The organism is Enterobacter sp. NFIX58, assembly GCF_900110475.1.
Lineage (GTDB): Bacteria > Pseudomonadota > Gammaproteobacteria > Enterobacterales > Enterobacteriaceae > Enterobacter > Enterobacter quasiroggenkampii.
This window is the reverse complement of record NZ_FODW01000001.1, coordinates 969,043-992,706: the sequence shown is the minus strand read 5'-3', so window position 1 is coordinate 992,706 and position 23,664 is coordinate 969,043. Positions and strand designations below refer to the sequence as shown.

At 57.9% G+C, this 23,664-nt stretch carries 19 protein-coding genes and 1 other RNA gene; 8 read left to right on the top strand and 12 right to left on the bottom strand.

The window, feature by feature from the left end; translation table 11 throughout:
- The first annotated feature begins 27 nt into the window (after positions 1-27).
- Positions 28-921 (top strand): LysR family transcriptional regulator, encoded by an 894-nt coding sequence (locus BMW97_RS04835; RefSeq protein ID WP_175481428.1) that lies wholly within the window; start codon positions 28-30, stop codon positions 919-921.
- Here BMW97_RS04835 and BMW97_RS04830 read toward each other — a convergent pair.
- The 8 genes from BMW97_RS04830 to ppsR all read right to left on the bottom strand — a co-directional run bounded on the left by BMW97_RS04830 (position 918) and on the right by ppsR (position 9,047).
- On the bottom strand, positions 918-1,697 hold the full coding sequence (locus BMW97_RS04830) for a heme ABC transporter ATP-binding protein (RefSeq protein ID WP_045910274.1): 780 nt from the start codon (positions 1,695-1,697) through the stop codon (positions 918-920). The two genes, BMW97_RS04835 and BMW97_RS04830, sit on opposite strands and share 4 nt — an antisense overlap.
- A complete protein-coding gene (locus BMW97_RS04825; protein WP_045910275.1) occupies positions 1,690-2,682 on the bottom strand; it encodes a FecCD family ABC transporter permease in 993 nt (330 codons plus the stop codon). The genes BMW97_RS04830 and BMW97_RS04825 overlap by 8 nt, the downstream gene beginning before the upstream one ends.
- On the bottom strand, positions 2,682-3,503 hold the full coding sequence (locus BMW97_RS04820; protein WP_045910276.1) for a heme/hemin ABC transporter substrate-binding protein: 822 nt from the start codon (positions 3,501-3,503) through the stop codon (positions 2,682-2,684). The genes BMW97_RS04825 and BMW97_RS04820 overlap by 1 nt, the downstream gene beginning before the upstream one ends.
- The gene (gene chuS, locus BMW97_RS04815; RefSeq protein WP_045910277.1) at positions 3,500-4,528 is read right to left on the bottom strand and encodes a hematinate-forming heme oxygenase ChuS; all 1,029 of its coding nucleotides are present in this window, start codon (positions 4,526-4,528) and stop codon (positions 3,500-3,502) included. The genes BMW97_RS04820 and chuS overlap by 4 nt, the downstream gene beginning before the upstream one ends.
- Positions 4,529-4,575: 47 nt before the next feature.
- A complete protein-coding gene (locus BMW97_RS04810) occupies positions 4,576-6,558 on the bottom strand; it encodes a TonB-dependent hemoglobin/transferrin/lactoferrin family receptor (RefSeq protein ID WP_045910278.1) in 1,983 nt (660 codons plus the stop codon).
- A 77-nt stretch (positions 6,559-6,635) separates the two neighbouring features.
- A complete protein-coding gene (gene hemP / locus BMW97_RS04805) occupies positions 6,636-6,818 on the bottom strand; it encodes a hemin uptake protein HemP (RefSeq protein WP_045910279.1) in 183 nt (60 codons plus the stop codon).
- Between the two features lie 196 nt (positions 6,819-7,014).
- Positions 7,015-8,061 (bottom strand): 3-deoxy-7-phosphoheptulonate synthase AroH, encoded by a 1,047-nt coding sequence (gene aroH / locus BMW97_RS04800; protein WP_008500645.1) that lies wholly within the window; start codon positions 8,059-8,061, stop codon positions 7,015-7,017.
- A 152-nt stretch (positions 8,062-8,213) separates the two neighbouring features.
- Positions 8,214-9,047, bottom strand: coding sequence for a posphoenolpyruvate synthetase regulatory kinase/phosphorylase PpsR (gene ppsR, locus BMW97_RS04795; RefSeq protein WP_008500644.1), 834 nt, complete (start codon positions 9,045-9,047; stop codon positions 8,214-8,216).
- A gap of 335 nt (positions 9,048-9,382) precedes the next feature.
- On the opposite strand from ppsR, the gene ppsA reads away from it, so the two are divergent.
- From ppsA to BMW97_RS04780, 3 genes are all read left to right on the top strand, one after another.
- Positions 9,383-11,761, top strand: coding sequence for a phosphoenolpyruvate synthase (ppsA, locus tag BMW97_RS04790; protein ID WP_045910280.1), 2,379 nt, complete (start codon positions 9,383-9,385; stop codon positions 11,759-11,761).
- Positions 11,762-11,994: 233 nt separating this feature from the next.
- Entirely contained in the window at positions 11,995-13,395 is a 1,401-nt protein-coding gene (locus tag BMW97_RS04785) for an MFS transporter (protein WP_045910281.1), read from the top strand.
- Between the two features lie 3 nt (positions 13,396-13,398).
- Entirely contained in the window at positions 13,399-15,774 is a 2,376-nt protein-coding gene (locus BMW97_RS04780; RefSeq protein WP_045910282.1) for a glycoside hydrolase family 3 N-terminal domain-containing protein, read from the top strand.
- 5 nt (positions 15,775-15,779) lie between these two features.
- Here BMW97_RS04780 and rprA read toward each other — a convergent pair.
- An RNA gene (gene rprA / locus BMW97_RS04775) (antisense sRNA RprA) lies at positions 15,780-15,887 on the bottom strand.
- Between the two features lie 208 nt (positions 15,888-16,095).
- Positions 16,096-17,211, bottom strand: a complete 1,116-nt coding sequence (gene ydiK, locus BMW97_RS04770) for an AI-2E family transporter YdiK (protein WP_045910283.1) — start codon at positions 17,209-17,211, stop codon at positions 16,096-16,098.
- 325 nt (positions 17,212-17,536) lie between these two features.
- Between ydiK and BMW97_RS04760 the strand changes: the two genes are divergently transcribed.
- From BMW97_RS04760 to BMW97_RS04750, 3 genes are all read left to right on the top strand, one after another.
- Positions 17,537-20,593 (top strand): D-2-hydroxyglutarate dehydrogenase YdiJ, encoded by a 3,057-nt coding sequence (locus BMW97_RS04760; protein ID WP_090392562.1) that lies wholly within the window; start codon positions 17,537-17,539, stop codon positions 20,591-20,593.
- Entirely contained in the window at positions 20,590-21,000 is a 411-nt protein-coding gene (gene menI / locus BMW97_RS04755) for a 1,4-dihydroxy-2-naphthoyl-CoA hydrolase (protein WP_021241102.1), read from the top strand. The genes BMW97_RS04760 and menI overlap by 4 nt, the downstream gene beginning before the upstream one ends.
- 85 nt (positions 21,001-21,085) lie before the next feature.
- Complete coding sequence (locus tag BMW97_RS04750) at positions 21,086-21,280, top strand: YdiH family protein (protein ID WP_003857766.1); 195 nt, start codon at positions 21,086-21,088, stop codon at positions 21,278-21,280.
- 45 nt (positions 21,281-21,325) lie between these two features.
- Here the strand turns inward: BMW97_RS04750 and BMW97_RS04745 are convergent, their stop codons facing one another.
- Together BMW97_RS04745 and BMW97_RS04740 are read right to left on the bottom strand one after the other, a co-directional pair.
- Positions 21,326-21,955 carry a helix-turn-helix domain-containing protein gene (locus BMW97_RS04745; RefSeq protein WP_045910285.1) on the bottom strand — a complete coding sequence of 210 codons (630 nt, stop codon included), beginning with the start codon at positions 21,953-21,955 and terminating at the stop codon, positions 21,326-21,328.
- A gap of 77 nt (positions 21,956-22,032) precedes the next feature.
- On the bottom strand, positions 22,033-22,692 hold the full coding sequence (locus tag BMW97_RS04740; protein ID WP_045910286.1) for a winged helix-turn-helix transcriptional regulator: 660 nt from the start codon (positions 22,690-22,692) through the stop codon (positions 22,033-22,035).
- Between the two features lie 422 nt (positions 22,693-23,114).
- On the opposite strand from BMW97_RS04740, the gene BMW97_RS04735 reads away from it, so the two are divergent.
- Positions 23,115-23,645, top strand: a complete 531-nt coding sequence (locus tag BMW97_RS04735; protein ID WP_045910287.1) for a fimbrial protein — start codon at positions 23,115-23,117, stop codon at positions 23,643-23,645.
- Positions 23,646-23,664 lie beyond the last annotated feature (19 nt).

Genomic DNA, 23,664 nt, shown 5'->3' with positions numbered 1-23,664 from the left:
TTTTTCAATTAGTTAACAGGATGAAAAATGAGAATGAGTGTCAAACAGTTACGCGCGTTTTTAGCGGTAGCTCACACTCTGAATTTCGCCCACGCCAGCGAACGGCTGAATCTCTCCCAGCCAGCTCTGAGCCTGACGATTAAAGCCCTGGAGGATGCGCTCGGCGGACCGCTGCTGCAGCGGAGCACGCGCAAGGTCGCGCTGACGCAGGAGGGCGAGACGTTTTTGCCGATGGCGCGGCAGCTGCTTGCCGACTGGGATAATGTCGAAGAGGCGATGCACCAGTGCTTTACCCTGCAGCGCGGTAAAATCTCGGTCGCGGCGATGCCGTCGTTTGCCGCGAATGTCCTGCCCGAGGTGCTGAAAGCGTTTCGCGATCGCCATGCCGGGATCAACGTCACCGTGCATGACGTGATTAACGAGCAGGTGATTGAGATGATGCGGGAAGGGCGGGTCGAGATGGGCATCGCCTTTGAGCCCGCGCCCACACACAACCTGCTGTTTACCCCGCTGGGTCTCGACCGCTTTGTTGCCATTGTGCCGAAAGATTCCCCGCTGGCGGGCAAAAAGCGCCTGACATGGGAAGCGCTGCTGACGCTGGATTTCATCACCCTGCAGCGCCCGTCGGCGGTGCGTCTGATGATGGAAGAGGAGCTGGCGCGAAGCGGCAGAAAGCTGGACGTCGCGCTTGAAAGTCATCAGCTGGTGACGGTCGGGCGGATGGTCGCAAGCGGGCTGGGCGGCAGCGCCGTACCGGCGCTCTGCAAGACGCAGATGGCGTCGCTGGGCGCGGTCTGTATTCCGCTGGACAGTCCGCCTATTGAAAAGTGTATCGGAGTGATCCATCCAGGGCATACGCAGCTTTCAAAAGCGGCGCATGCCCTGCTGGAAACGCTGAAGGATTTTTATCAGCCCGATTAAGGGACAAGAAACACCTGCGGCGCGGCGTGAGCCGGGTGCCTGCCGACATGAACCTGTGCGCCGTACCAGTGCGCCAGCGCATCGGCCTGCAAAACGGTTTCCGGCTCTCCCTGGGACACGATCCTGCCGCTGTGCAGGAGCAGGAGGCGATCCGCCCACAGCGCTGCCAGGTTGAGGTCGTGCAGCACCGCGCAAACGTGCAGATGTCCCCGGCTGGTCAGGGATTTCAACAGGCGCAGCAGATGTTGCTGGTGATAGAGATCGAGCGCAGAGGTGGGTTCATCAAGAAACAGCCAGCCGCGCGGCGCACCGTCGCACCAGAGCTGAGCCAGCGCGCGGGCGAGCTGAACGCGCTGCTGCTCGCCGCCGGAGAGCGCGGCAAACTGCCTGCCCGCCAGCGGTAAACAGCCGGTGATGGCCATGACCTCCTCGATCACCGACGCTTCCGGCGTGCGGGTCCAGGGCGCACGACCCATACCGACGACCGCCTCAACCGGCCAGTCAAATCCGAGCTGCGTGTTCTGGCGCATCACCGCCCGGTAGCGGGAGAGCTTGTCCGGCGACCAGGCCGCAAGCGGTGTGCCCGCCAGGCTGCACCGTCCGCCCACAGGTTTAAGGTAGCCGGTAAGCAGTCGCAACAGCGTCGATTTCCCGGCGCCGTTGGGGCCAATCAGCGCCACCAGCTCGCCCTGAGACAAGGTCAGCGACACGTCGTGAATCAGCGTGCGTTGTCCGGCGCGAAAAACAAGGTTTTCTGCACAATAGCGTTCAGCCATGCGCACCTCCGCGACGAAAGATAAGCCACAGGAACCACGGCGCGCCGAGAAGGCTGGTCAATAAGCCGACAGGCATTTCCGCCGGGGCGACCAGGCTACGCGCCAGCGTATCGGCCACCAGCAGGAGCAGTGCACCGGCCAGCACCGAGCCGGGGAGCGCGGCCCGGTGGTCGGCTCCCAGCCACATGCGCACCAGGTGCGGCACCACCAGGCCGACAAAACCGATCACGCCGCTGACCGCAACGGCGGCAGCCACCAGCAGGGCACTGCACAACAGCAGGATCCGCTGCACGGCGGCAACCTCCACGCCGAGATAGTGCGCCTCTTCATCGCCCAGCTGCAGCAGGTTGAGGGGCCCTGCCAGACGCCAGATCGTCAGCAGGGTGGGGATCATCAGCGACGCGACGGCCAGCAGCGTCGACCACTGCGCCTGGCCGAGGCTGCCCATTCCCCAGAGGGAAAGCTGGCGAAGCTGGGCATCATTGCTGAGCCATGACAGCACGCCGACGGCGGCGCCGCACAGGGCGTTGATAGCAATCCCTACCAGCAGCAGGCGCGACAGGGAAGCGTCACGCTGTCGGCTGAGCAGGAAAATCACGACGGTGGCGGCCAGCGCGCCGAGAAACGCCGCCAGCATCGGGGCATACAGCATCACCAGCGCTGGCAGCGAGAGCGGAAGCACTACCCACAGGGCGACGGCAAGCGCCGCGCCGCTACTGATGCCGAGCAGGCCCGGATCCGCCAGCGGGTTGCGAAACAGCCCCTGCATTACGCACCCAGCCAGCGCCAGTGAACCGCCGATCGCCAGCGCCAGCAGCACGCGAGGCAGGCGGATCGTCAGCCAGATTTGACGCAAGGCCTCGTCGGTGCCGTTCCACAGCAGGCTGACCGGCAGGCGCAGCGCGCCAATACCGCTGGCCGTCAGCGTCGTGACGACCAGCAGCGCGGCCAGCATCCATAATGACAGGGCGACTCGCCGGGACATCAGGGCAGTTGCTCCGCTTTGGCGCGCAGCTCCCGGATGGCTTCCGGCGTTCGCACGCTGAAGCCCAGCAGCGCCATGTCATCAATAGCCAGCACCTGCCTGTTCCGTCCTGCCGGGGTTTGCGCCAGGCCGGGCAGCGCCCACAGATTCGCTTCCCCACCCAGGGCGTTGATGCCGTCCTGCGAAATCACCACCAGATCGGGTCGGCTGGCAATCGTGCCTTCCTGAGACAGCGGCTGATAGCGGGTGAACCCCTGCATCGCGTTCTGCAGCCCCGCCGCACGAATGGCCGCGTCCGCGCCGGTCTGTTGTCCGGCAGCCATGGCGGTCATTCCGCCGTGGTTGAGAATAAACAGCACCCGCTTATTGAGCGGTGACGCGGGAAGCGCCGACAGCGCCTGACGCAGCGTGTTGCGCAAGGCTTCCCCCTCGGCCTCGCGGTGCGTCGCTTCAGCGACGATCCGTACCTTTTCGTCAATGACGCTCAGATCGTTACCGGCAGGAATTGCGATGACCCTGACGTGGCTTTGCTCAACCTGCTTGAGCGCCAGAGACGGCTGCGCCTGGGCGCTGGCCAGCACCAGCGTAGGGCGCATGGATAAGATCCCTTCCGCGTTGAGCTGGCGCAGATAGCCCACGTCCGGCAGTGCGGTTGCCGCCTGCGGCCACTGGCTGGTGCTGTCGCGGGCCACGAGGGAAGAGGCCGCGCCGAGGGCGTAGACGATCTCGGTGACGTCGCCGCCGAGCGTGATAATTTTCTCCTGCGGCGCAGCAAACGCCAGCAGGGGCAGGGCGCTGAACAGGGCAAGCCACCTTTTCATGCGGTCAGCCCTTTCGCCGTTAAGGCGTCAATCTGGCTGCGCCACTGGCTCTGCTCCGGTTCGCCTTCGGTGCGCTGGCCGTACAGCTGGGCGATTTGCGTCCCGTCGGCGGCAAACAGCTCCAGGCTGGTGACATGCCCGTCCGCGGTCGGTTTGCGCGTGACCCACGTCTCCGCAATGGCGTCTTCAAGCAGGTGCAGGGTAAAGGTTGGGTTGAAGATGTTCAGCCAGCCTTTCATCGGCGCCAGCTTTTCCACCACGCCGGTGAAAATCTGCACGCAGCCGCGGTTGCCGACGAAGACCATGATTTCATTGCCGTCCCGACGCGCTGTCTCCAGCAGCTGCGCCAGCGCGCTGTTCTCTACCCGGCAGGCCAGATCGTCCCCCACCAGGCGAAACGCCTGCTGGCGGCTGAGGTTATGACGTTTGAGCAGGCTGAAGAACTGATGCACGTCGGTCATGGCGCGCCACTCTTTGTCCACGAGGGCGGCTTGCGGACTTTCCGCGTGAGCAGGCGCGTCGGGCGCCTTTAACGCCAGCGGTGGATTATCGGCAAAGATAAAACGGGTCAGCACGTCGCCCCAGGCGGAACGGTCGGTGTTGTCCGTGGCGTAGACCTTCAGCAGGGCATCGCCCTGATGGTCGAAGAACTGGATGCTCTGCCGCTCACCGCTGGCGGTGGCTTCACTGATGTGAAACGCGCTTGCCCACTGATTGAGGAACAGGCGCAGATCCAGCGCGCGCGGGTTCAGTACCAGCCCGGCATGGCCGTTCAGGTGCTGGTTGGTGAAGTTCCCGACCTGCTCGTGAACGGCGTAGTCGTTGCGGCAGATACATTTGGTTTCGCCCACCGCCTCCAGCGCGCCCAGGATCTCGCGGACTTCACCGTGCAGTCGCCAGGCGTCGTGGCCCACGCGGGCAAAGGTCAGCTCCGCTTCACTGATGTTCATTAGCCCTGCAAGGTCGCGCGCGTACTTACCCGGATTTTCTTCTTTTAGCTCAAGCCAGCGTGTGTAGTGATTCATTGTCTCTTCCTTTCAAAGCAATGCCCCGGTCAGCCGGGGCGAAGGGATTACCATTGATAACTGACGAAAATCTTCCCGTTACGGCCGTCCTGCGGAATGCCCTGAGGTGACCAGTACGCTTTGTCGAAGGCGTTGCCGAGTACCAGTGTCGTGGTCACGCCTTTGAGCCGTTCCTGGCCCTTATAGCTGACATAGAAGTCATTGACCGCATAGCCCGGCTGCTCGCTGTAGCTGCTGCTGATATGCGTTGAGCGATCGACAAAGGTCCCAATCCAGCCGACGGAAAAACCGCTCTGCGCCACCGGAATGTCCAGCTTGCTGGTAACGGTATCCGGGTTGATGCTGGAGATGTACTCGCCCGTATCGGTATCTTTCCCGCGCGTGCGGTTGTAGGCCAGGTCGAGGTTGAAGAGGTCGGCAGAGTATTTTGCCATCATGTCCCAGCCCCAGATTTTGGCGTTCGGGACGTTATACGACATGGTGGTTGCCGCCGCGAAATTGACGGTGGTGGAGATATAATCTTTGGCTTTGGTATCGAAATAGCTGGCTTTAAACTCCAGTGCATCGTTGGCAAGCAGCAGATCGTCAAAGCGCAGACCGAAACCAAACTCCTGCGTTTCGTTGGTTTCCGGGCGCAGGTTCGGGTTCGGCACCCAGTAGTTGGTATAGAAGCGGCCAATAGAGAAGTGTTTGGCGTCGTTGTACATCTCACCCATGGTGGGGGCGCGGAACGCCTGCGCGTAAGAGCCAAACAGCATCAGCCAGTCGGTCGGGCTGACGGTTAACCCGGCGCGGGATGACCACTTGTCGGCATCGACATCGTCGTAGCCATTGCTGCTGCCGCGGTAGTTGTCATACCGCGTGCCGCCCAGCAGGGTGACCGGCAGATCGCGCAGGGTAATTTCGTCCTGCAGCCAGCCGGAGCTGAAGTCGATTTTCGCCTCCGGGAAGCCGGTGGTTGCCCCGCCCGGATGTTGCTCCTGACGATAATATTCCCCGCCGTAGGTCAGGAGGTGTGATGCTAAGGTGTCGCTGAACAGGCGGGTGCGGTTTTCCACCTTGCCGCCTTTGGTGGTCTGCTTGCGGAACTCACCGCTGTTGTCGATATTCTGGGCATTAATGCGCGCTTCGGACCAGTAGACCTTCGCGTCGGCGTTCAGCCAGTCGTTACCTTCCGGGGCGATGTGATAGCCCACCTGCGCGTCACGCTGAATGGTGGAGCGATCGGTCATCGGGTTGCTGCTGTCCGCCCCGGGGGTTTGCGGGTTTTTCGGTTCCTGAGCGTCGTTATTGTAGTAGCGCAGGGAGCCGCTCAGGGTCTGGGCCGGGCCGATTTTCCAGCTGCCTTTCGCCAGCATGTTATTGATGGATTCGTCGTTAGGGGCGGTTGCTCCGTCGCTCTGGCGAATATCACCGCGATCCCGGCTGGACCAGGCCACCAGACCGTCCAGCGTGTCGGTGCGGCCATAGGCGCTGGCCCCCATGCCAAGACTGTGATCGCCCGTCGCGCCCGTCCCAAACACGCGGTAGCCGCTGTTTTTACCCGGCTCCAGCAGATCTTTCGCATCGGCGGTATCATAGGAAATCACGCCGCCCAGCGCGCCGCTGCCGTACAGCAGGGCCGACGGGCCGCGAACCACTTCGATACGTTTAATCAGCGCCGGATCGAGGAACGTGCTGTTCAGGTGACCGGTGTCGGTGCCCTGACGCACGCCGTCAACCAGCACCAGCACGCCGCGCCGGTCATAGCCGCGCAGGTTCACGTCCTGCCCGTTGGTGCGCCCGGTGCCGTCCAGCGTCAGGCCGGGGACGCTACGCAGCAGGTCGGCCGCCGAGCTGGCGGTTTGCTTCTCCGGCGCGCTGGCGTCAATCACGCTCACCATCATGGGGGCTTCAAAGGCGCTGCGGGCGTTGCCCGTGGCGGTGACGGTAATGTCATCTGTGGCAGCAAACGCCGCGGTCGGCAGGGCGCTGACAATTGCCAGCGTCAGAAGTGACGGGCGTAAAGACGCGGAAGGCAGGTGTGGCATAGCAACTCTCCATTAGAATTGAAAAGCGCTGGCTGCCTGGGGTTTACCTGGGTGGCTGGCGTAGTTTTTTGTGTTGTTTATTTTGTGAGGATCAGTTTTCCGGCATGGGTCTGGCGCAGCAGATAGCGCTGGCCGTCATGCTCGATAATGACCCGGCCCTCATCACCGAGCAGGGTTTTGCTGTCAATCCGACGCTCGATAGGGGCTGGTGCTGTGTCTGTTTTTGCTGGCGTTGCCGCGCTGTTATCCGTACGTGACATAATGTTTATAAATAACAATCAATGTAACAATGATAATCATTATCAATAAACTGCAAATTCACGGCAAGCGTTTTTGTGAAAAAAGGGTGAGAGGATCAATATTGTGCAATGAAAAGCCCGGTGGCGGCTTCGCCTTACCGGGCCTACAACGGCAAGAATCGTAGGCCGGGTAAGCGCAGCGCCACCCGGCAGGATGTTAAAAGCGTGTGTCCACGGCTGCTGCGAGTTTCTCCAGCAGCAGCTCACTGTCTTCCCAGCTCAGGCACGGGTCGGTGATCGACTGGCCGTATACCATCTGCTGGCCAGCAACGATTTTCTGCGTGCCTTCTTTGATAAAGCTCTCCGCCATAATCCCTGCTACGGCGGTTGAACCGCTGCGGATCTGCTGGCAGATCTCATCGCAGACGTCCAGCTGGCGGCGATGCTGCTTCTGGCAGTTGCCGTGGCTGAAGTCCACCACCAGATGTTCCGGCAGGTCGAACTCGGCCAGGGTTTCACAGGCCGCCGCAATATCTTGTGCATGGTAATTGGGTTTCTTGCCGCCGCGCATGATGATGTGCCCGTACGGGTTACCGCTGGTCTGGTAGATGGTCATATGACCGCTCTTGTCCGGTGACAGGAACATGTGGCTGGCACGGGCAGCGCGGATGGCATCAACCGCAATACGGGTATTGCCATCGGTCCCGTTTTTAAAGCCGACCGGACAGGAGAGGGCGGAGGCCATCTCGCGGTGGATTTGGCTTTCGGTGGTGCGTGCGCCAATCGCGCCCCAGCTGATCAGATCGGCGATAAACTGCCCGGTCACCATATCAAGAAACTCGGTGGCGGTCGGCACGCCCAGCTCGTTGACCTGCAAAAGCAGCTTACGTGCCAGCTCGATGCCGTGGTTCACGCGATAGCTGCCGTTCAGGTCAGGGTCGGAAATCAGCCCTTTCCAGCCCACCACGGTCCGCGGTTTTTCAAAGTAGGTTCGCATCACAATCTCAAGGCGGTGCTGATACTTATCCCGCAGGCCCTGAAGCCGTTTTGCATAATCCATCGCGGCATCCAGATCGTGGATGGAGCAGGGACCAATCACCACCAGAAGACGCTTGTCTTCACCATTCAGTATTTTTTCAATGCGGCGGCGGGAGGCCGTCACGTGTTCCGCAACGGCAGCGGAAACAGGATGCCGCTGGGCCAGTTCAGCCGGCGTAACCAGGCTGTCAATGCGCGCAGTGCGGAGTTCATCGGTTTTATTCATGGAATGTCTCAGAAAATTTTTGCTTCATCGGCAGACTACCGGGAAGTGATGGGCATCACCTTAAACCAATCCCTGCTGATTTCAAGTTCGGGGCGACACCGCCCCGTGGTTGCCGATGATGATACCTGAATCTGAGCTAATGTACTAGCATATTAGTACATGCGGCGGTTAAGCCCCATGATGTCGAGAATTTTGGTGGCAATTTCTTCCACAGAGTAGTTGGTGCTGTTCAGCCACGGGATCTGATTTTTGCGGTACAGGGCTTCCACTTCGGAGACCTCCATCCGGCACTGGCGCATGGAGGCGTAACGGCTGTTCTCGCGGCGCTCTTCGCGGATGGCGGCAAGGCGTTCCGGATTAATGGTCAGGCCGAACAGTTTGTGCTGCAGCGGCTTAAGGGCGGCGGGCAGCACCAGGTTATCCATGTCGTCAGCAATAAACGGGTAGTTGGCGGCGCGAATGCCGAACTGCATCGCCAGGTAGAGGCTGGTCGGCGTTTTGCCGCAGCGCGACACGCCAAGCAGGATCACCTGCGCCTGGTCGAGATTACGCAGAGAGATACCGTCGTCGTGCGCGAGGGTGTAATCGATGGCGGCGATACGCGCGTCGTACTTGGTCAGGTTGCCGGGGTTCAGCCCGTGGGTACGGTGGGCGATAGGCGTCGGGTCGAGCTTCAGCTCACTTTGCAGCGGAGCCACCAGCGCCTGCACGATATCCTGACAGAAGCCTTCACTCTGCAGAATGATGGCGCGAATCTCGGGGATCACGATGGAGTAGAACACCAGCGGGCGGACGCCGGTCTGCTGGTAAATGGCGTCGATCTGGTCCTTCACCGCTTTGGCGCGGCTCTCATTTTCGACAAACGGCAGCGTAATGCTGTTGATCGATACGGGAAACTGCGACATCACCGCGTGGCCCAGCACCTCGGCGGTGATCGCCGTACCATCAGAAATATAAAAAACGTGACGATCGACAGCACTATCCATTTTACCCACCCTGAATATCAGACGTAATTGTCTGAAAGCATAAATTAAAAAAGTAATTTACACAGCAAAGAACTTATCCTAATTATGAATGAAACGCTGTTTTTGATTTTCCTGAAAAGTGGATTTCATTTTTCAAATAGCGACTTTATTTCTGGGGTTTCTGGCTGAATATAGCGGAATCATCGGGTTAATCGTTGATGGGAAAGTATCCGAAAAGTTGAAATTTTAAATTGCTTACACGATTCACCGTTTTTTTAGCGGAAATAAATATGCCAGTATAAATACGTAGTCAGGTGTTACTTACTCCGATCAAATATCACAAAAGGATTGTTTCGATGTCCAACAATGGCTCGTCACCGCTGGTGCTTTGGTATAACCAACTCGGCATGAATGATGTAGACAGAGTTGGGGGCAAAAATGCCTCCCTGGGTGAAATGATTACAAACCTGTCGGGTATGGGTGTCTCCGTACCGAACGGGTTTGCCACCACCGCCGATGCCTTTAACCTGTTTTTAGACCAGAGCGGTGTTAACCAGCGCATTTACGACCTGCTGGATAAAACGGATATTGATGACGTCACTGAGCTTGCCAAAGCCGGGGCGCAGATCCGCCAGTGGATCATCGACACACCTTTCCAGCCGGAACTGGAAAAAGCCATTCACGACGCGTACAACCAGCTCTCTGCTGACGATGCGCAGGCCTCCTTTGCCGTGCGTTCCTCTGCGACCGCGGAAGACATGCCGGACGCCTCGTTTGCCGGGCAGCAGGAAACCTTCCTGAACGTCCAGGGTTACGATGCGGTGCTGGTGGCCGTGAAGCACGTGTTTGCTTCCCTGTTTAACGACCGTGCCATCTCCTATCGCGTGCACCAGGGCTACGACCATCGCGGCGTGGCACTTTCCGCTGGCGTGCAGCGCATGGTGCGCTCGGACGTAGGCTCATCCGGCGTGATGTTCTCCATTGATACCGAATCCGGCTTCGACCAGGTGGTGTTTATCACCTCCGCGTGGGGTCTGGGTGAGATGGTTGTGCAGGGTGCGGTAAACCCTGACGAATTCTACGTTCACAAGCCTACGCTGGCCGCTGGCCGTCCGGCGGTGGTGCGCCGCACCATGGGCTCGAAAAAAATCCGCATGATCTATGCCCCGACCCAGGAGCATGGCAAGCAGGTTAAAATTGAAGACGTACCGCAGGAGCAGCGCGACCGCTTCTCCCTGACCGACGCCGAAGTGCAGGAGCTGGCGAAGCAGGCGGTGCAGATTGAAAAACACTACGGCCGCCCGATGGATATCGAATGGGCGAAAGACGGGAACACCGGCAAGCTGTTTATCGTGCAGGCGCGCCCGGAAACCGTCCGCTCTCGCGGCCAGGTGATGGAGCGTTATACGCTGCACGCCCAGGGCAAAATCGTGGCGGAAGGCCGTGCTATCGGTCACCGCATCGGTGCTGGCCCGGTGAAAGTGATCCACGACATCAGCGAGATGAACCGTATTGAGCCCGGCGACGTGCTGGTGACCGACATGACCGACCCGGACTGGGAACCGATCATGAAGAAAGCGGCGGCTATCGTCACCAACCGCGGCGGCCGTACCTGTCACGCGGCGATCATTGCCCGCGAACTGGGTATTCCTGCGGTTGTCGGCTGCGGTGATGCTACCGAGCGCATGAAGGACGGACAGAACGTGACCGTCTCCTGTGCCGAAGGCGATACCGGCTACGTGTATGCCGATATCCTCGACTTCAGCGTGAAGAGCTCCAGCGTGGATACCATGCCGGATCTGCCGCTGAAGATCATGATGAACGTCGGTAACCCAGACCGCGCGTTCGACTTCGCCTGCCTGCCAAACGAAGGCGTAGGCCTGGCGCGCCTGGAATTTATCATCAACCGTATGATCGGCGTTCACCCGCGTGCGCTGCTGGAGTTTGACGACCAGGATCCGAAGCTGCAGAACGAAATCCGCGAGATGATGAAAGGCTACGACTCGCCGAAAGAGTTCTACGTCGGCCGTCTGACCGAAGGGATCGCGACGCTGGGTGCCGCCTTCTATCCGAAACGCGTGATTGTGCGTCTGTCTGACTTTAAGTCTAACGAATACGCCAACCTGGTCGGCGGCGAGCGCTACGAGCCGGAAGAAGAGAACCCGATGCTGGGCTTCCGCGGGGCCGGACGCTACGTGTCCGACAGCTTCCGCGACTGCTTCGCGCTGGAGTGTGAGGCGGTGAAGCGCGTGCGCAACGACATGGGTCTGACCAACGTGGAGATCATGATCCCGTTCGTACGTACCGTAGATCAGGCGAAAGCGGTTGTGGACGAGCTGGCGCGTCAGGGGCTGAAGCGCGGCGAGAACGGGCTGAAGATCATCATGATGTGTGAAATTCCGTCCAACGCCCTGCTGGCCGAGCAGTTCCTGGAGCACTTCGACGGCTTCTCTATCGGTTCGAACGACATGACGCAGCTGACGCTGGGTCTGGACCGCGACTCCGGCGTGGTCTCCGAGCTGTTCGATGAACGTAACGAGGCGGTGAAGGCGCTGCTCTCCCTGTCCATCCGCGCGGCGAAGAAGCAGGGCAAATACGTCGGGATTTGTGGTCAGGGTCCATCCGACCATGAAGACTTCGCTGCCTGGCTGATGGAGGAGGGGATTGATAGCCTGTCCCTGAACCCGGATACGGTGGTGCAAACCTGGCTGAGCCTGGCGGAACTGAACAAGTAACCGCTTAAAAACGGATAAAGGCGAGGAGATATCTCCTCGCCTTTTTTATTTTCCCTCTTATTTGCTCCCCATCACAAATAAAGTAAAAAACCAAATATCATAATTTGTCTGTCAATTTAGACAATTGTTAGCGCGCAACGCGTTGCTAATACTTGAGCCTTACTGCGCATTTCCCTTTCAGTGATGCGCAACTGGTTGAAATACGTTTTAACCTGATAAAAAGGCAAATAACAATGACACTCTCCTCTGTATTGCGTACCAAAGATAAAATAGGTTATGGCTTAGGTGATATGGCCAGCGCGCTGGTCTGGCAAACGGCAACCTTATTTCTCGCTTATTTCTATACGGACGTATTTGGGCTGCCCGCCGCAATCATGGGCACCATGTTTTTAGTGGTGCGCGTGGTTGATGCGTTTGTCGACCCGTGCATTGGCGCCCTGGTGGATCGCACCCAGACGCGTCACGGTCGTTTCCGTCCCTGGTTGCTGTGGTTCGCCATTCCGTTTGGCGTAAGCTGCCTCATCACCTTCTATGTACCGGACGTGGGGCCGACGGCGAAAATCGTTTATGCCTGTGTGACCTACGCGATCTTAAGCCTGATTTACTCCGCCATTAACGTACCTTACTGCGCCATGCCCGGCGCGCTGACGCTGGATCCGCGCGAGCGTCACTCCCTGCAGTCGTGGCGCTTTGGCCTGTCGTTTATCGGCGGGTTGATTGTGACGGTGATTGCCCTGCCGCTGGTCTCACTGTTAGGCCAGGGCAACGTGCAGAAAGGCTATTTCTATGCCATGAGCCTGATGGGGCTGCTGGGCATTGTGCTCTTTTTCTGCTGCTTCCTGATGACCCGCGAGCGCTATTCGCCGCGCAATGATACCTCCGGCTCGATGCTCACCGATTTAAAACTGCTGGCCGGAAACAGCCAGTGGCGCATTGTTTTCCTGTTTAATATTTTGCTGTTAACGGCGGTGGTAACGCGCGGTTCCGCCACGATGTATTACGTGAACTACGTGCTGTTGCGCCCGGAGCTGGTTTTTGCCTTTATTGTTTCCGGAATGGTCGCCTCCTTAAGTGGCGCATTATTATCTGAACGGCTGCTGGGGAAATTTGACCGCGTGCGCGCCTACCAGTGGACCATTATTTCCTTCGTCATTTTCGGCGCGCTGATTTTCTTCCTGCCGCCTTCGCAGGTGTGGCTGATTTTTGGCCTCAACATCGTCTTTAGCTTTGTGCAAAACCTGACCACGCCGCTGCAGTGGACCATGTTCTCCGATGTGGTCGACTACGAAGAGCATCGCAGTGGCCGCCGCCTGGACGGGCTGGTCTTTTCCACCGCACTGTTTGCCATCAAATTCGGCCTGGCGCTGGGTGGCGCGGTGGTCGGCTGGGTGCTGGGCATGGTGGATTACGCCCCGGGACAGGCAACTCAGGCGCCCCACGTACTCTCTACGATTAACGCGCTGTTCACCCTTATCCCTTGCGCGCTGTTCCTTTGCATGGTCGCGCTGCTTGCTATCTACAAGCTCAACAGTCGGCTGGTGGATTCCATCGCCCGGGAGTTGGCCAGCAAGCGTGAGGTGAGACCCGACGCGGGGCAGCTCAGCCCAACAATCCCTTCCGCACTACAGGAGTAAAACATGACAGCTATCTATAAGGACGCGGGACGTCCCGTGCACGAGCGCGTCGCCGATTTACTGGCGCGTATGACCCCGGAAGAGAAGTTCGCCCAGATGCATGCGTACTGGCTGATCCTCGATGAAAACGGCAACCATCGCGAACGCAGCGACCTCAGCGATGAATTCGCCGGCGTGAGCGAGCAGGCAGCGCTGAGTGAACGGCTAAAGCTGGGCGTCGGGCAGATCACCCGTCCGCTGGGTACCCATATCGTTGACGCGAAAACCGGGGTGCGCGCCGCTAACCGCCTGCAGCGCATGATGATGGAAGAGACGCGCCTCGGCATTCCGGCATTGTTCCATGAAGAGTGCCTGGTGGGGCTGCTGTGCAAAGACGCCACGCTGTTCCCGTCGTCGCTGAACTACGGCTCTACCTGGGATCCTGAACTGGTACAGCGCGCGGCAGAGCAGATCGGTGTAGAGGCGCGGTCCGTCGGCTGTCAGCAGGGGCTGGCGCCGGTGCTGGACGTTTCCCGCGACGTGCGCTGGGGGCGAACCGAAGAGACCTTCGGGGAAGATCCCTGGCTGGTGGGGGTGATGGCAACCGCCTACGTGAAAGGGTTGCAGGGCGATAGGCGTGATCTGCTGGCGACGCTCAAGCACTACGTGGGTCACTCGTTCAGCGAAGGGGCGCGCAACCATGCGCCGGTACATCTGGGCTTTAGCGAACTGAACGACACCTTCCTGCTGCCGTTTGAAATGGCGGTGAAGCTGGCCAATGCCGGGTCGGTGATGCCGGCCTACCACGATATCGACAATCAGCCGGGGCACAGCGACAGCTTCCTGCTGACCACCGTCCTGCGCGAACAGTGGGGCTTCGACGGCATTATTGTCGCGGATTACGGCGGCGTCAGCCTGCTGCACCAGCATCACGGGGTGTCCCACGATGCAGCCGAATCCGCCGCGCTGGCCTTTAACGCCGGGCTGGACGTCGAGTTGCCGAAAGATGACTGTGCGCGCCATCTGGCGGACGCCGTTGAGCGCGGGCTGATTTCTATGACCAGGGTGGATGAGATCGTGGCGCGCGTGCTGACCGAAAAATTCCGCCTGGGCCTGTTTGAAAACCCGTACGCGGATGAAAATGGTATCGATCTGCAAAATGACACCACCCGACAGGTTGCGCGGGAGGTGGCGACGAAATCGGTCACGCTGCTGGAAAACAACGGTATTTTACCGCTCGGCGGTAAGCCCCGCGTGGCGGTGGTGGGGCCGACGGCAGACGATCCGCTGGCGTTGCTCAGTGGCTACAGCTTCCCGGTACATCTGATCATCAGCGATATGGTTGAAGAGACCTCGCAGGTAACGACCCCGCGCGCGGCGCTGGAACACTACCTCGGTGCGTCGCAGGTCCGTTACGCCAAAGGGTGTCACATCATCGAGAAACGGATGGCGGGTGCGCCGGTCTTCCCGGGCGACAGCGGCGGTAAGCCGATGCAGCAGTCGCCGGTCTCGCAAAGCACCGCGCTGATCCCCGAGGCCGTGAACGCGGCGCAGGAGAGTGACGTGGTGGTGGCCTGCGTGGGCGATCTCGCCGGGCTGTTCCAGAGCGGAACCGTGGGGGAAGGTTCCGACACCGACTCCCTGAATCTGCCGGGCGTGCAGCAACAGCTGCTGGAGGCGCTGGTGGCGACGGGCAAACCGGTGATTGTCGTGATGACCGGCGGGCGCCCGTACAACCTGCAGGGGCTGGAGGATAAGATCGCAGCGCTGCTGGTGGCGTGGGCGCCCGGGCAGGAAGGGGGCTGGGCGATCGCGGACGTGCTAACGGGACGCGCTGAGCCGCAGGGGCGTCTGGTGGTGAGCGTGCCGAAAAGCGCCGGGGCAATGCCGTATTACTACAATCACAAGCTCAAAAGCGGCGGTACGCCGTTTGCGTTCCACTTCGGTTCACGTTATCCGTTTGGCTTCGGCCTTGGCTGGACGACGTTTAGCTGGGGGGCTGCCCGCGTAGCTGAAAGCAGCGTGCCGGTCAACGGCGAGGTGACGCTGAGTGTGGATATCACCAATGCCGGGGAACGCAGCGGCAGCGAGGTGGTGCAGGTTTACGTCAGGGATAAGGTCGCCACCCAGGTGCGACCGCTTCAGGAGCTGAAAGCCTTCCAGCGCGTCACGCTCTCGCCGGGCGAAACCGCCACTCTCAGCTTTACGCTACCGGTTGAGATGTTCAACTTTACCCGTCGGGACGGGAAACGCATCGTTGAGCCGGGCGAGTTTGAACTGCAGGTTGGCGCATCGTCGGCGGATATTCGCGAGGCGGTGACGGTTAATGTGACAGGGGAAACGCGGGTGCTGCCTGCTGAGTGGCGGATGCTCAGTACCTGTGAGGTTAAGCGCGCGTAGTCAGGATAAAAAAAAGCCCATCGTGGGAGATGGGCAAAGACTACACACAGCAATTCGTTGTTTCACTCAGGGGATTTCCATGCTTATAAATCAAGGTGTTGATCTATAACCGTGTCCTAATAGTAGGCATGTCATCTTTTAGCGTCGATCGGATTCGTCTCAATAGTTAAAGAGACGTAAAGATTTTTTAAGGTGAATAGCGGACTTAGAGCAAAAAAGGCGGGTCTGACCAGTGAGTAACGAATAAATACTTTAGCAGCGTTAAAGTATTGTGAGGGGGAATGTAGGCCGGGTAAGCGTTAGCGCCACCCGGCAAAAAACTTAATGCGTGTTCTTCTCTTCCAGCTCTTCCAGTTCGCTCAAAATCACGTCCGGGTCTGTTCCCGGAGGCGGAATTTCATGTACCCAGGCGGAGAACAGACGCCAGGTGACGGCGAGCAGCACCGGGCCAATAAACAGGCCTATCATGCCAAAGGCAATCAGTCCGCCAATGACCCCGGAGAGGATCAGGATCAGCGGCAGGTCAGCACCCATGCGGATGAGTATCGGACGAATGACGTTATCCATGGTGCCGACCACGCAGCTCCAGACCAGCAGCACCGTTCCCCACGTGGTATCACCCGTCCAGTACAGCCAGATAATACTAGGAACCAGCACCAGCAGCGGTCCCAGTTGCGCAAGACAGGTCATCAGCATGACCACGGTGAACACGGTGGCGTACGGTACGCCGGAAATCGCCAGACCGATACCGCCCAGCACCGCCTGCACCAGCGCGGTCACCACCACGCCCAGCGCCACCGCGCGCACAGCCTGCGCAGCCAGTAAAACCGCCGCGTCACCGCGCTTGCCCGCCAGGCGGGTGGCAAAGTGACGAACGCCTAAAGCCACCTGCTCGCCGCGCCAGTAGAGCAGGGCGCTGAAGAGCAGCATCAGGGTACAGTGCATCATAAACCGGCCGATATGCGCCGCCTGACCCACAAACCAGGTCGTGGTCGTGCCAATGTACGGGCGGACTTTTGCCATCAGCGCGCTGCCGCCCATCTCCAGCAGGCTATGCCAGCCGCTGTAGAGCTTGGCGCCCACCACCGGAATGCTGTTCAGCCAGGCGAGATCCGGCAGCGTCAGGTCACCGCTGCTAATAGCGCGAATAACGGGGCCGCTGGAATCCACCAGGCTATTCACCAGCAGGGCAATCGGAATAATAAACAGCAGGAACAGCAGGAGCGTCATGACCAGCACCGCTAACCCGCGGCGGCCGAACAGCAGTTTCTGCAAACGCAGCAGCAGAGGCCACGTGGCAACGACAACGGTCGCGGCCCAGGCGAAGCCGAGAATAAAGGGTTGAACAATCCACAGACACGCAATAATCATGAGGGCCAGGAACAGCACCGACAGCAAAATTTGCGCAACATCCCTGGGCTGGCGAAGATTGACCATAAATGAAACTTTCCTTAAAAGAACGCCAGCGTGGCTGGCGGGAACGGAAAACCGCGTCTCTCTAATCATTGATGATCTCAGCGGTTTTTGACAGGCGGATTTTGCCTGTAATTCGGCAGAGATTATAAGAAAAAAATGTGATAAAACTTTCCAGACACAACGCAAACGATTTTATACACAAAATCATTCGAGTTGCATCAAGGCGGCAAGTCTGAGAATCCCCAGGAGCTTACTGAAGTAAGTGACTGGGGTGAGCAGACGCAGCCAACGCAGAGGCAGCTCGAAGGATGACGTGTATATACAACTCTAATTAGGGTCGACAGTTATGATCCCACAGATTTCTCAGGCACCTGGCGTCGTTCAGCTGGTGCTTAATTTTTTGCAAGCACTGGAGCAACAGGGTTTTACAGGTGATACCGCCACGAACTATGCCGACAGGCTGACGATGGCGACCGATAACAGTATTTACCAGCTTCTTCCCGATGCCGTCGTTTTCCCTCGTTCTACGGCTGACGTCGCGCTTATCGCCCGGCTGGCCACGCAGGAGCGCTTCGCCTCGCTGGTCTTTACGCCGCGCGGCGGCGGCACCGGGACCAATGGTCAGGCGCTGAATCAGGGCATCATTGTTGATATGTCGCGCTATATGAACCGCATCATTGAGATCAACCCGGAAGAGGGGTGGGTGCGGGTCGAAGCGGGCGTTATCAAAGATCAGCTTAACCAGTACCTCAAGCCTTACGGTTACTTTTTTGCCCCGGAGCTTTCCACCAGTAACCGCGCGACCCTCGGCGGGATGATCAACACGGATGCCTCCGGTCAGGGCTCGCTGGTCTACGGCAAAACCTCCGATCACGTGCTGGGCGTGCGTGCCGTTCTGCTGGGCGGCGATATTCTCGATACGCAGCCGATGCCGGTCGAACTGGCGGAAACGCTGGGCAAAGATAACACGGCCAGCGGACGCATCTATCGTACCGTGCTGGAGTGCTGCCGCGACAACCGCCAGCTTATTCTCGATAAGTTCCCCAAACTGAACCGCTTCCTGACCGGGTACGACCTGCGTCACGTCTTTAACGACGACCTGACCCAGTTTGATTTAACCCGCGTGCTCACCGGCTCTGAAGGGACGCTGGCGTTTATCACCGAGGCGCGGCTGGATATCACCCGCCTGCCGAAGGTGCGTCGTCTGGTGAACGTCAAATATGACTCCTTCGATTCCGCGCTGCGCAATGCGCCGTTTATGGTGGAAGCGAAAGCGCTGTCGGTGGAAACGGTTGACTCCAAAGTGCTTAACCTGGCCCGGGAAGATATTGTCTGGCACTCCGTCAGCGATCTCATTACCGACGTGCCGGATAAAGAGATGCTCGGTCTTAACATCGTGGAATTTGCCGGCGACGATGCGGCGCTGATTGAGAGCCAGGTCACCACGCTCTGCCAGCGGCTGGATGAGCTGATTGCGCAGGGCGAAGGCGGCGTGATCGGCTGGCAGCTCTGTAACGATCTGGCCGGGATTGAGCGTATCTATGCGATGCGTAAAAAAGCCGTGGGCCTGCTCGGCAATGCGAAAGGGGCGGCGAAGCCGATTCCCTTTGCCGAAGATACCTGCGTGCCGCCTGAGCATCTGGCGGATTATATCGTCGAGTTTCGCGCCCTGCTGGACAGCCACGGCCTGAGCTACGGCATGTTCGGCCACGTCGATGCCGGGGTGCTGCACGTGCGTCCGGCGCTGGATATGTGCGACCCGCAGCAGGAGATCCTGATGAAGCAGATCTCCGACGATGTGGTGGCCTTAACCGCCAAATATGGCGGTCTGCTCTGGGGAGAGCACGGGAAAGGATTCCGCGCGGAATACAGCCCGGCATTCTTCGGCGAACAGCTCTATGCAGAGCTGCGCAAGGTGAAAGCGGCGTTTGACCCGCATAACCGCCTCAACCCGGGCAAAATCTGCCCGCCTGAAGGCGTGGACGCGCCAATGATGCAGGTGGATGCCGTCAAGCGCGGCACGTACGACAGACAGATCCCGATTGCGGTGCGCTCCTCCTGGCGCGGCGCGATGGAGTGTAACGGCAATGGCCTGTGCTTTAACTTTGATGTGAAAAGCCCGATGTGTCCGTCAATGAAAATCACCAGCAACCGTATCCACTCTCCAAAGGGGCGGGCGACGCTGGTGCGTGAATGGCTGCGTCTGCTGGCCGATCGCGGGGTTGACCCGCTCAGGCTGGAGCAGCAGCTTCCGGAAAAACGGGCCAGCCTGCGCTCGTTGATTGAACGCACCCGCAACAGCTGGCATGCCAACAAGGGCGAGTATGATTTCTCCCATGAGGTGAAAGAGGCGATGTCCGGCTGTCTGGCCTGTAAAGCCTGTTCAACCCAATGCCCGATTAAAATCGACGTGCCGGAATTCCGCTCGCGCTTCCTGCAGCTGTATCACACCCGCTACCTCCGCCCGGTGCGCGACCATCTGGTGGCAACGGTGGAAAGCTACGCGCCGCTGATGGCGCGCGCGCCGAAGACCTTCAACTTCTTTATCAACCAGCCGCTGGTGCGCAAGCTCTCTGAAAAACATATCGGCATGGTCGATCTGCCGCTGCTGTCGGTGCCGTCTCTGCAGCGCCAGCTCGTCGGGCATCGCTCGGCGAACATGACCCTGGAGCAGCTGGAGGCACTCACGCCTGAGCAAAAAGCGAAGGTGGTGCTGGTGGTGCAGGATCCGTTTACCAGCTACTACGATGCCCAGGTGGTGGCGGATTTCATCCGCCTGACCGAAAAGCTGGGGTATCAGCCGGTGGTCCTGCCGTTCTCACCCAACGGTAAGGCGCAGCACATTAAAGGCTTCCTGACGCGCTTTGCGAAGACCGCGCAGAAAACCGCTGACTTCTTAAACCGCGTGGCGCAACTCGCGATACCGATGGTCGGCGTCGACCCGGCGCTGGTGCTGTGCTACCGCGATGAATACAGGCAGACGCTGGGCGACAAGCGCGGTGATTTCCACGTCATGCTGGTGCACGAGTGGCTGCCGATGGCCCTGGAAGACAAAGCTGTACAGGATGTCAGCGGCGAGCCGTGGTATCTGTTCGGACACTGCACGGAAGTCACCGCGCTGCCGGGCGCCCCCGCGCAGTGGGCGTCCGTCTTTGCCCGCTTCGGCGCGAAGCTGGAGAGCGTCAGCGTGGGCTGCTGCGGCATGGCCGGCACCTACGGACACGAAGTGAAAAACCACGCCAACTCGCTCGGCATCTATGAGCTGTCCTGGCATCAGGCGATGCAGCGTTTGCCGCGAAACCGCTGTCTGGCGACGGGCTATTCCTGTCGAAGCCAGGTGAAACGGGTAGAAGGTAACGGTGTACGTCACCCATTGCAGGCTTTACTGGAGATAATTGGATGATCTGGAAACGTGCCGTGACGCTGCAGGCGCTGAACGCCATGGGCGAGGGGAATATGGTGGGGCTGCTGGACATCCAGTTCACCCGCATTGGCGACGATGATATCGAGGCCACCATGCCCGTCGATCGTCGCACACATCAGCCGTTTGGTTTATTGCACGGCGGGGCGTCCGTCGTGCTGGCCGAAACTCTGGGCTCGGTGGCGGGATATCTCTGTACCGAAGGGGAGCAGAAGGTGGTCGGACTCGAGGTGAATGCTAACCATATCCGCTCGGTACGCAGCGGGCGCGTGCGCGGAGTTTGCCGCGCGCTGCACGCCGGTAGCCGCCACCAGGTATGGCAGATTGACATTCTCGACGAGCAGGATCGCCTGTGCTGCTCATCGCGGCTGACGACGGCGGTCGTGTAAAGTTTTCAGATGTTTTGCCTTTGGTCAAAAACTAGTCAGTGGGTTGTGATATACTGGTCAGGTTTTGTACATAAGCGAGGACATCATGGATACTGAAATAACCCCAACACAGCTGGCAATTGAATATTTACGTCGCGATAAGAGCAATCTGTCCCCGGCGCAGTACCTGAAAAAGCTGAAACAGCTTGAGCTGGAATTTACAGATTTGCTGGCGCTCTCTTCGAATGAGCTTAAAGAAGAGATCTACTTTGCCTGGCGGTTGGGCGTTCACGTCCATTGAGAGAGTAAAAAAGGCCGCAAGAGCGGCCTTTTTTGTGTCTGACGTTCAGTATTTAGCGGGGAGCTTGTTGATTTTAATAAGCCTGCCTTCTTCCATTTCGATAAATCCGCCGGTTTTTAAATCCGCCAGAATGCGCATCACGCCGCTGCGGGAGAGCTGGGTTTTCTCCCTGATATACCTTTCCGCCGTCACGCTGCCGCGATAGCTCTCATCTTCATCCATCAGTTTTATGAGCTGCTGGCGAATCATCTCATACGCCGTGGGCGCGCCCTGTGGCATCACGTTGTTATAAAGACGGCTATAGACAAACATGAGCTGTTGAGAGAGCAGTCCCCATAGCCCTTTTTCTTTAATAATGTCAGCTACCTGTTCAGTAGGGATACTGCCAATCAGGCAAGGGCTCACAGTGATGAGGTAATCATTAAAATAGATGTCTGTCAGGTTAGCCAGACCAAACAGGGTAGGGCTGCGGGAGGTCGAGAGCATCATGTTATCGCTGCTGCGGTAGATGGCAATCGTTCCCTCAAGGATTAAATAACAGATCCCCTGACCGTCAACCTCAAGGTTAAGTCGTTCGCCGCGGCCTGTTCGACGCACGGTGCAATAGGGCTCCAGATGCGCGATCAGTTCCTGGGCGTAAGGGGAGCCGCGAGACGATTTATCTGTATAGGACATAGCCGTAAACCTGGAAGATAATCTTATGCTTATAGTTTCGCTCTTCTCTCGCGCTATCTCCAGATATTATTGTGATTTCAGTACTTCCGAGGTAAATGGTTAATCTCTTTCAGCACGCCACGTTCCATGGTGATGTATTTCCCCGTACGCAGTTCTGCCAGAATCCGCATAATCCCGCTGCGGGAAAGATAGGTACGGCTCTTAATATAGGCCGCTGCGGTGATGTTTTGTCTAATTGTCTCAGGTTCCTGCATTAATTCAACCAGCTGAAAGCGGATGATATCGTATGCGGACATCTGTGAAATTTGCGCGCAGTGCTCGTACACACGCGATGCAGTATAAATCAGCAATTTAGAAAAGTGTTCCCAGAGATCGTGCTGTGCAACCACTTTATTAAACGCATCCAGCGACACGCAAGCGAGTTCGGATGTCTCCAGTGCCCTGACGTAAAGATGTTCCGATGAAAACTGACTGCTGACACCCAGTATAAAGGGAGCCGATTCCGAATTTAACACAATACCGTCGCCGCGGCGGTGCAATGCCACGCTGCCGTGTAACAGTATAAAACAGTGGCGTTCGTCATTTCGGTAATACTGTACGACTTCACTTTTCGAAAGAATGATTTTCTCTGCGTCAGGAAGGACATTATCAATTAAACGCTCTATGTGTCTTAAGGGTTTTAATCCCAGCACCAACGATTTCTCATTGTCTAATACGGCTGCAATTCGCGTGTTCATAATATACCTCACATCAACAGATGCGATCGTTTTCCAATCGACATGGAGAATTATCTTAAAAAGCTGCGAAGCAGGGAATAACACTCAAAAGTCTAATAATAGACCGGAGGTGTTGAGAATCTTAACGTTATGAATTTTATCGTTAAACGGTGAAGGTCTAAAAGTAGACTGGCGATAAAACACGCAATCAAAATGTTTATTATTTGTTAAACCCCAGTCTACAGCTAGACCTGAAAAAAGATTGTTTCGTAGAAAAGTGTTGTATAAATTTTGACTCGTCGACAGAAACACAAATCTGAAACGCTCGACAAGATGAGAGCTATATTTTGTTTCTGATGGCCTCTGAAAAAGAATGGCAGAATGAGGAACGTCTGTTTTGCCTGAATATCAGTAATAAATAAAGTAATACAGGAAATGGCTTTATGAAAAAGAAAATTATTGTTGCCATCTTTACGGCAGGCTCTGCATTGACAATGACTCAGGCTTTCGCGGCGGCAGGTACGGTTAATTTTAACGGTAATATTTTGGATAATGCCTGCGATGTAGATGTGGCATCTCAGAATCAGGTCGTGGTTCTCGGCGATTATTATAAAACGGAATTTCCGACAACGGGTTCCAGAACCGCAGCGACGCAGTTCGATATCGTACTGAAAAATTGCCCGGTGACCGTTACCTCCGCGAAGGTGCGTTTTGACGGCACGCCAGATTTAACCGACGCAAACCTGCTGGCGATTGATTCCTCCGTTGTGGGAGCAGCAACGGGCGTGGCCATCAACCTGATGACGGCCGATAAGGCCGATCTGCCGCTGCATGGTAGCAACAGCTATTCCTATGTGCTGAGCAGCACCGCTGATAATACGCTCAATTTCTATGCTCAGTATATTTCAACTGCGGCATCAGTGACCGCGGGCCCGGCTAACTCGGTTGCTAACTTCTCTGTGGTTTATAACTAAGCCTTTTGCAGTAATCAGT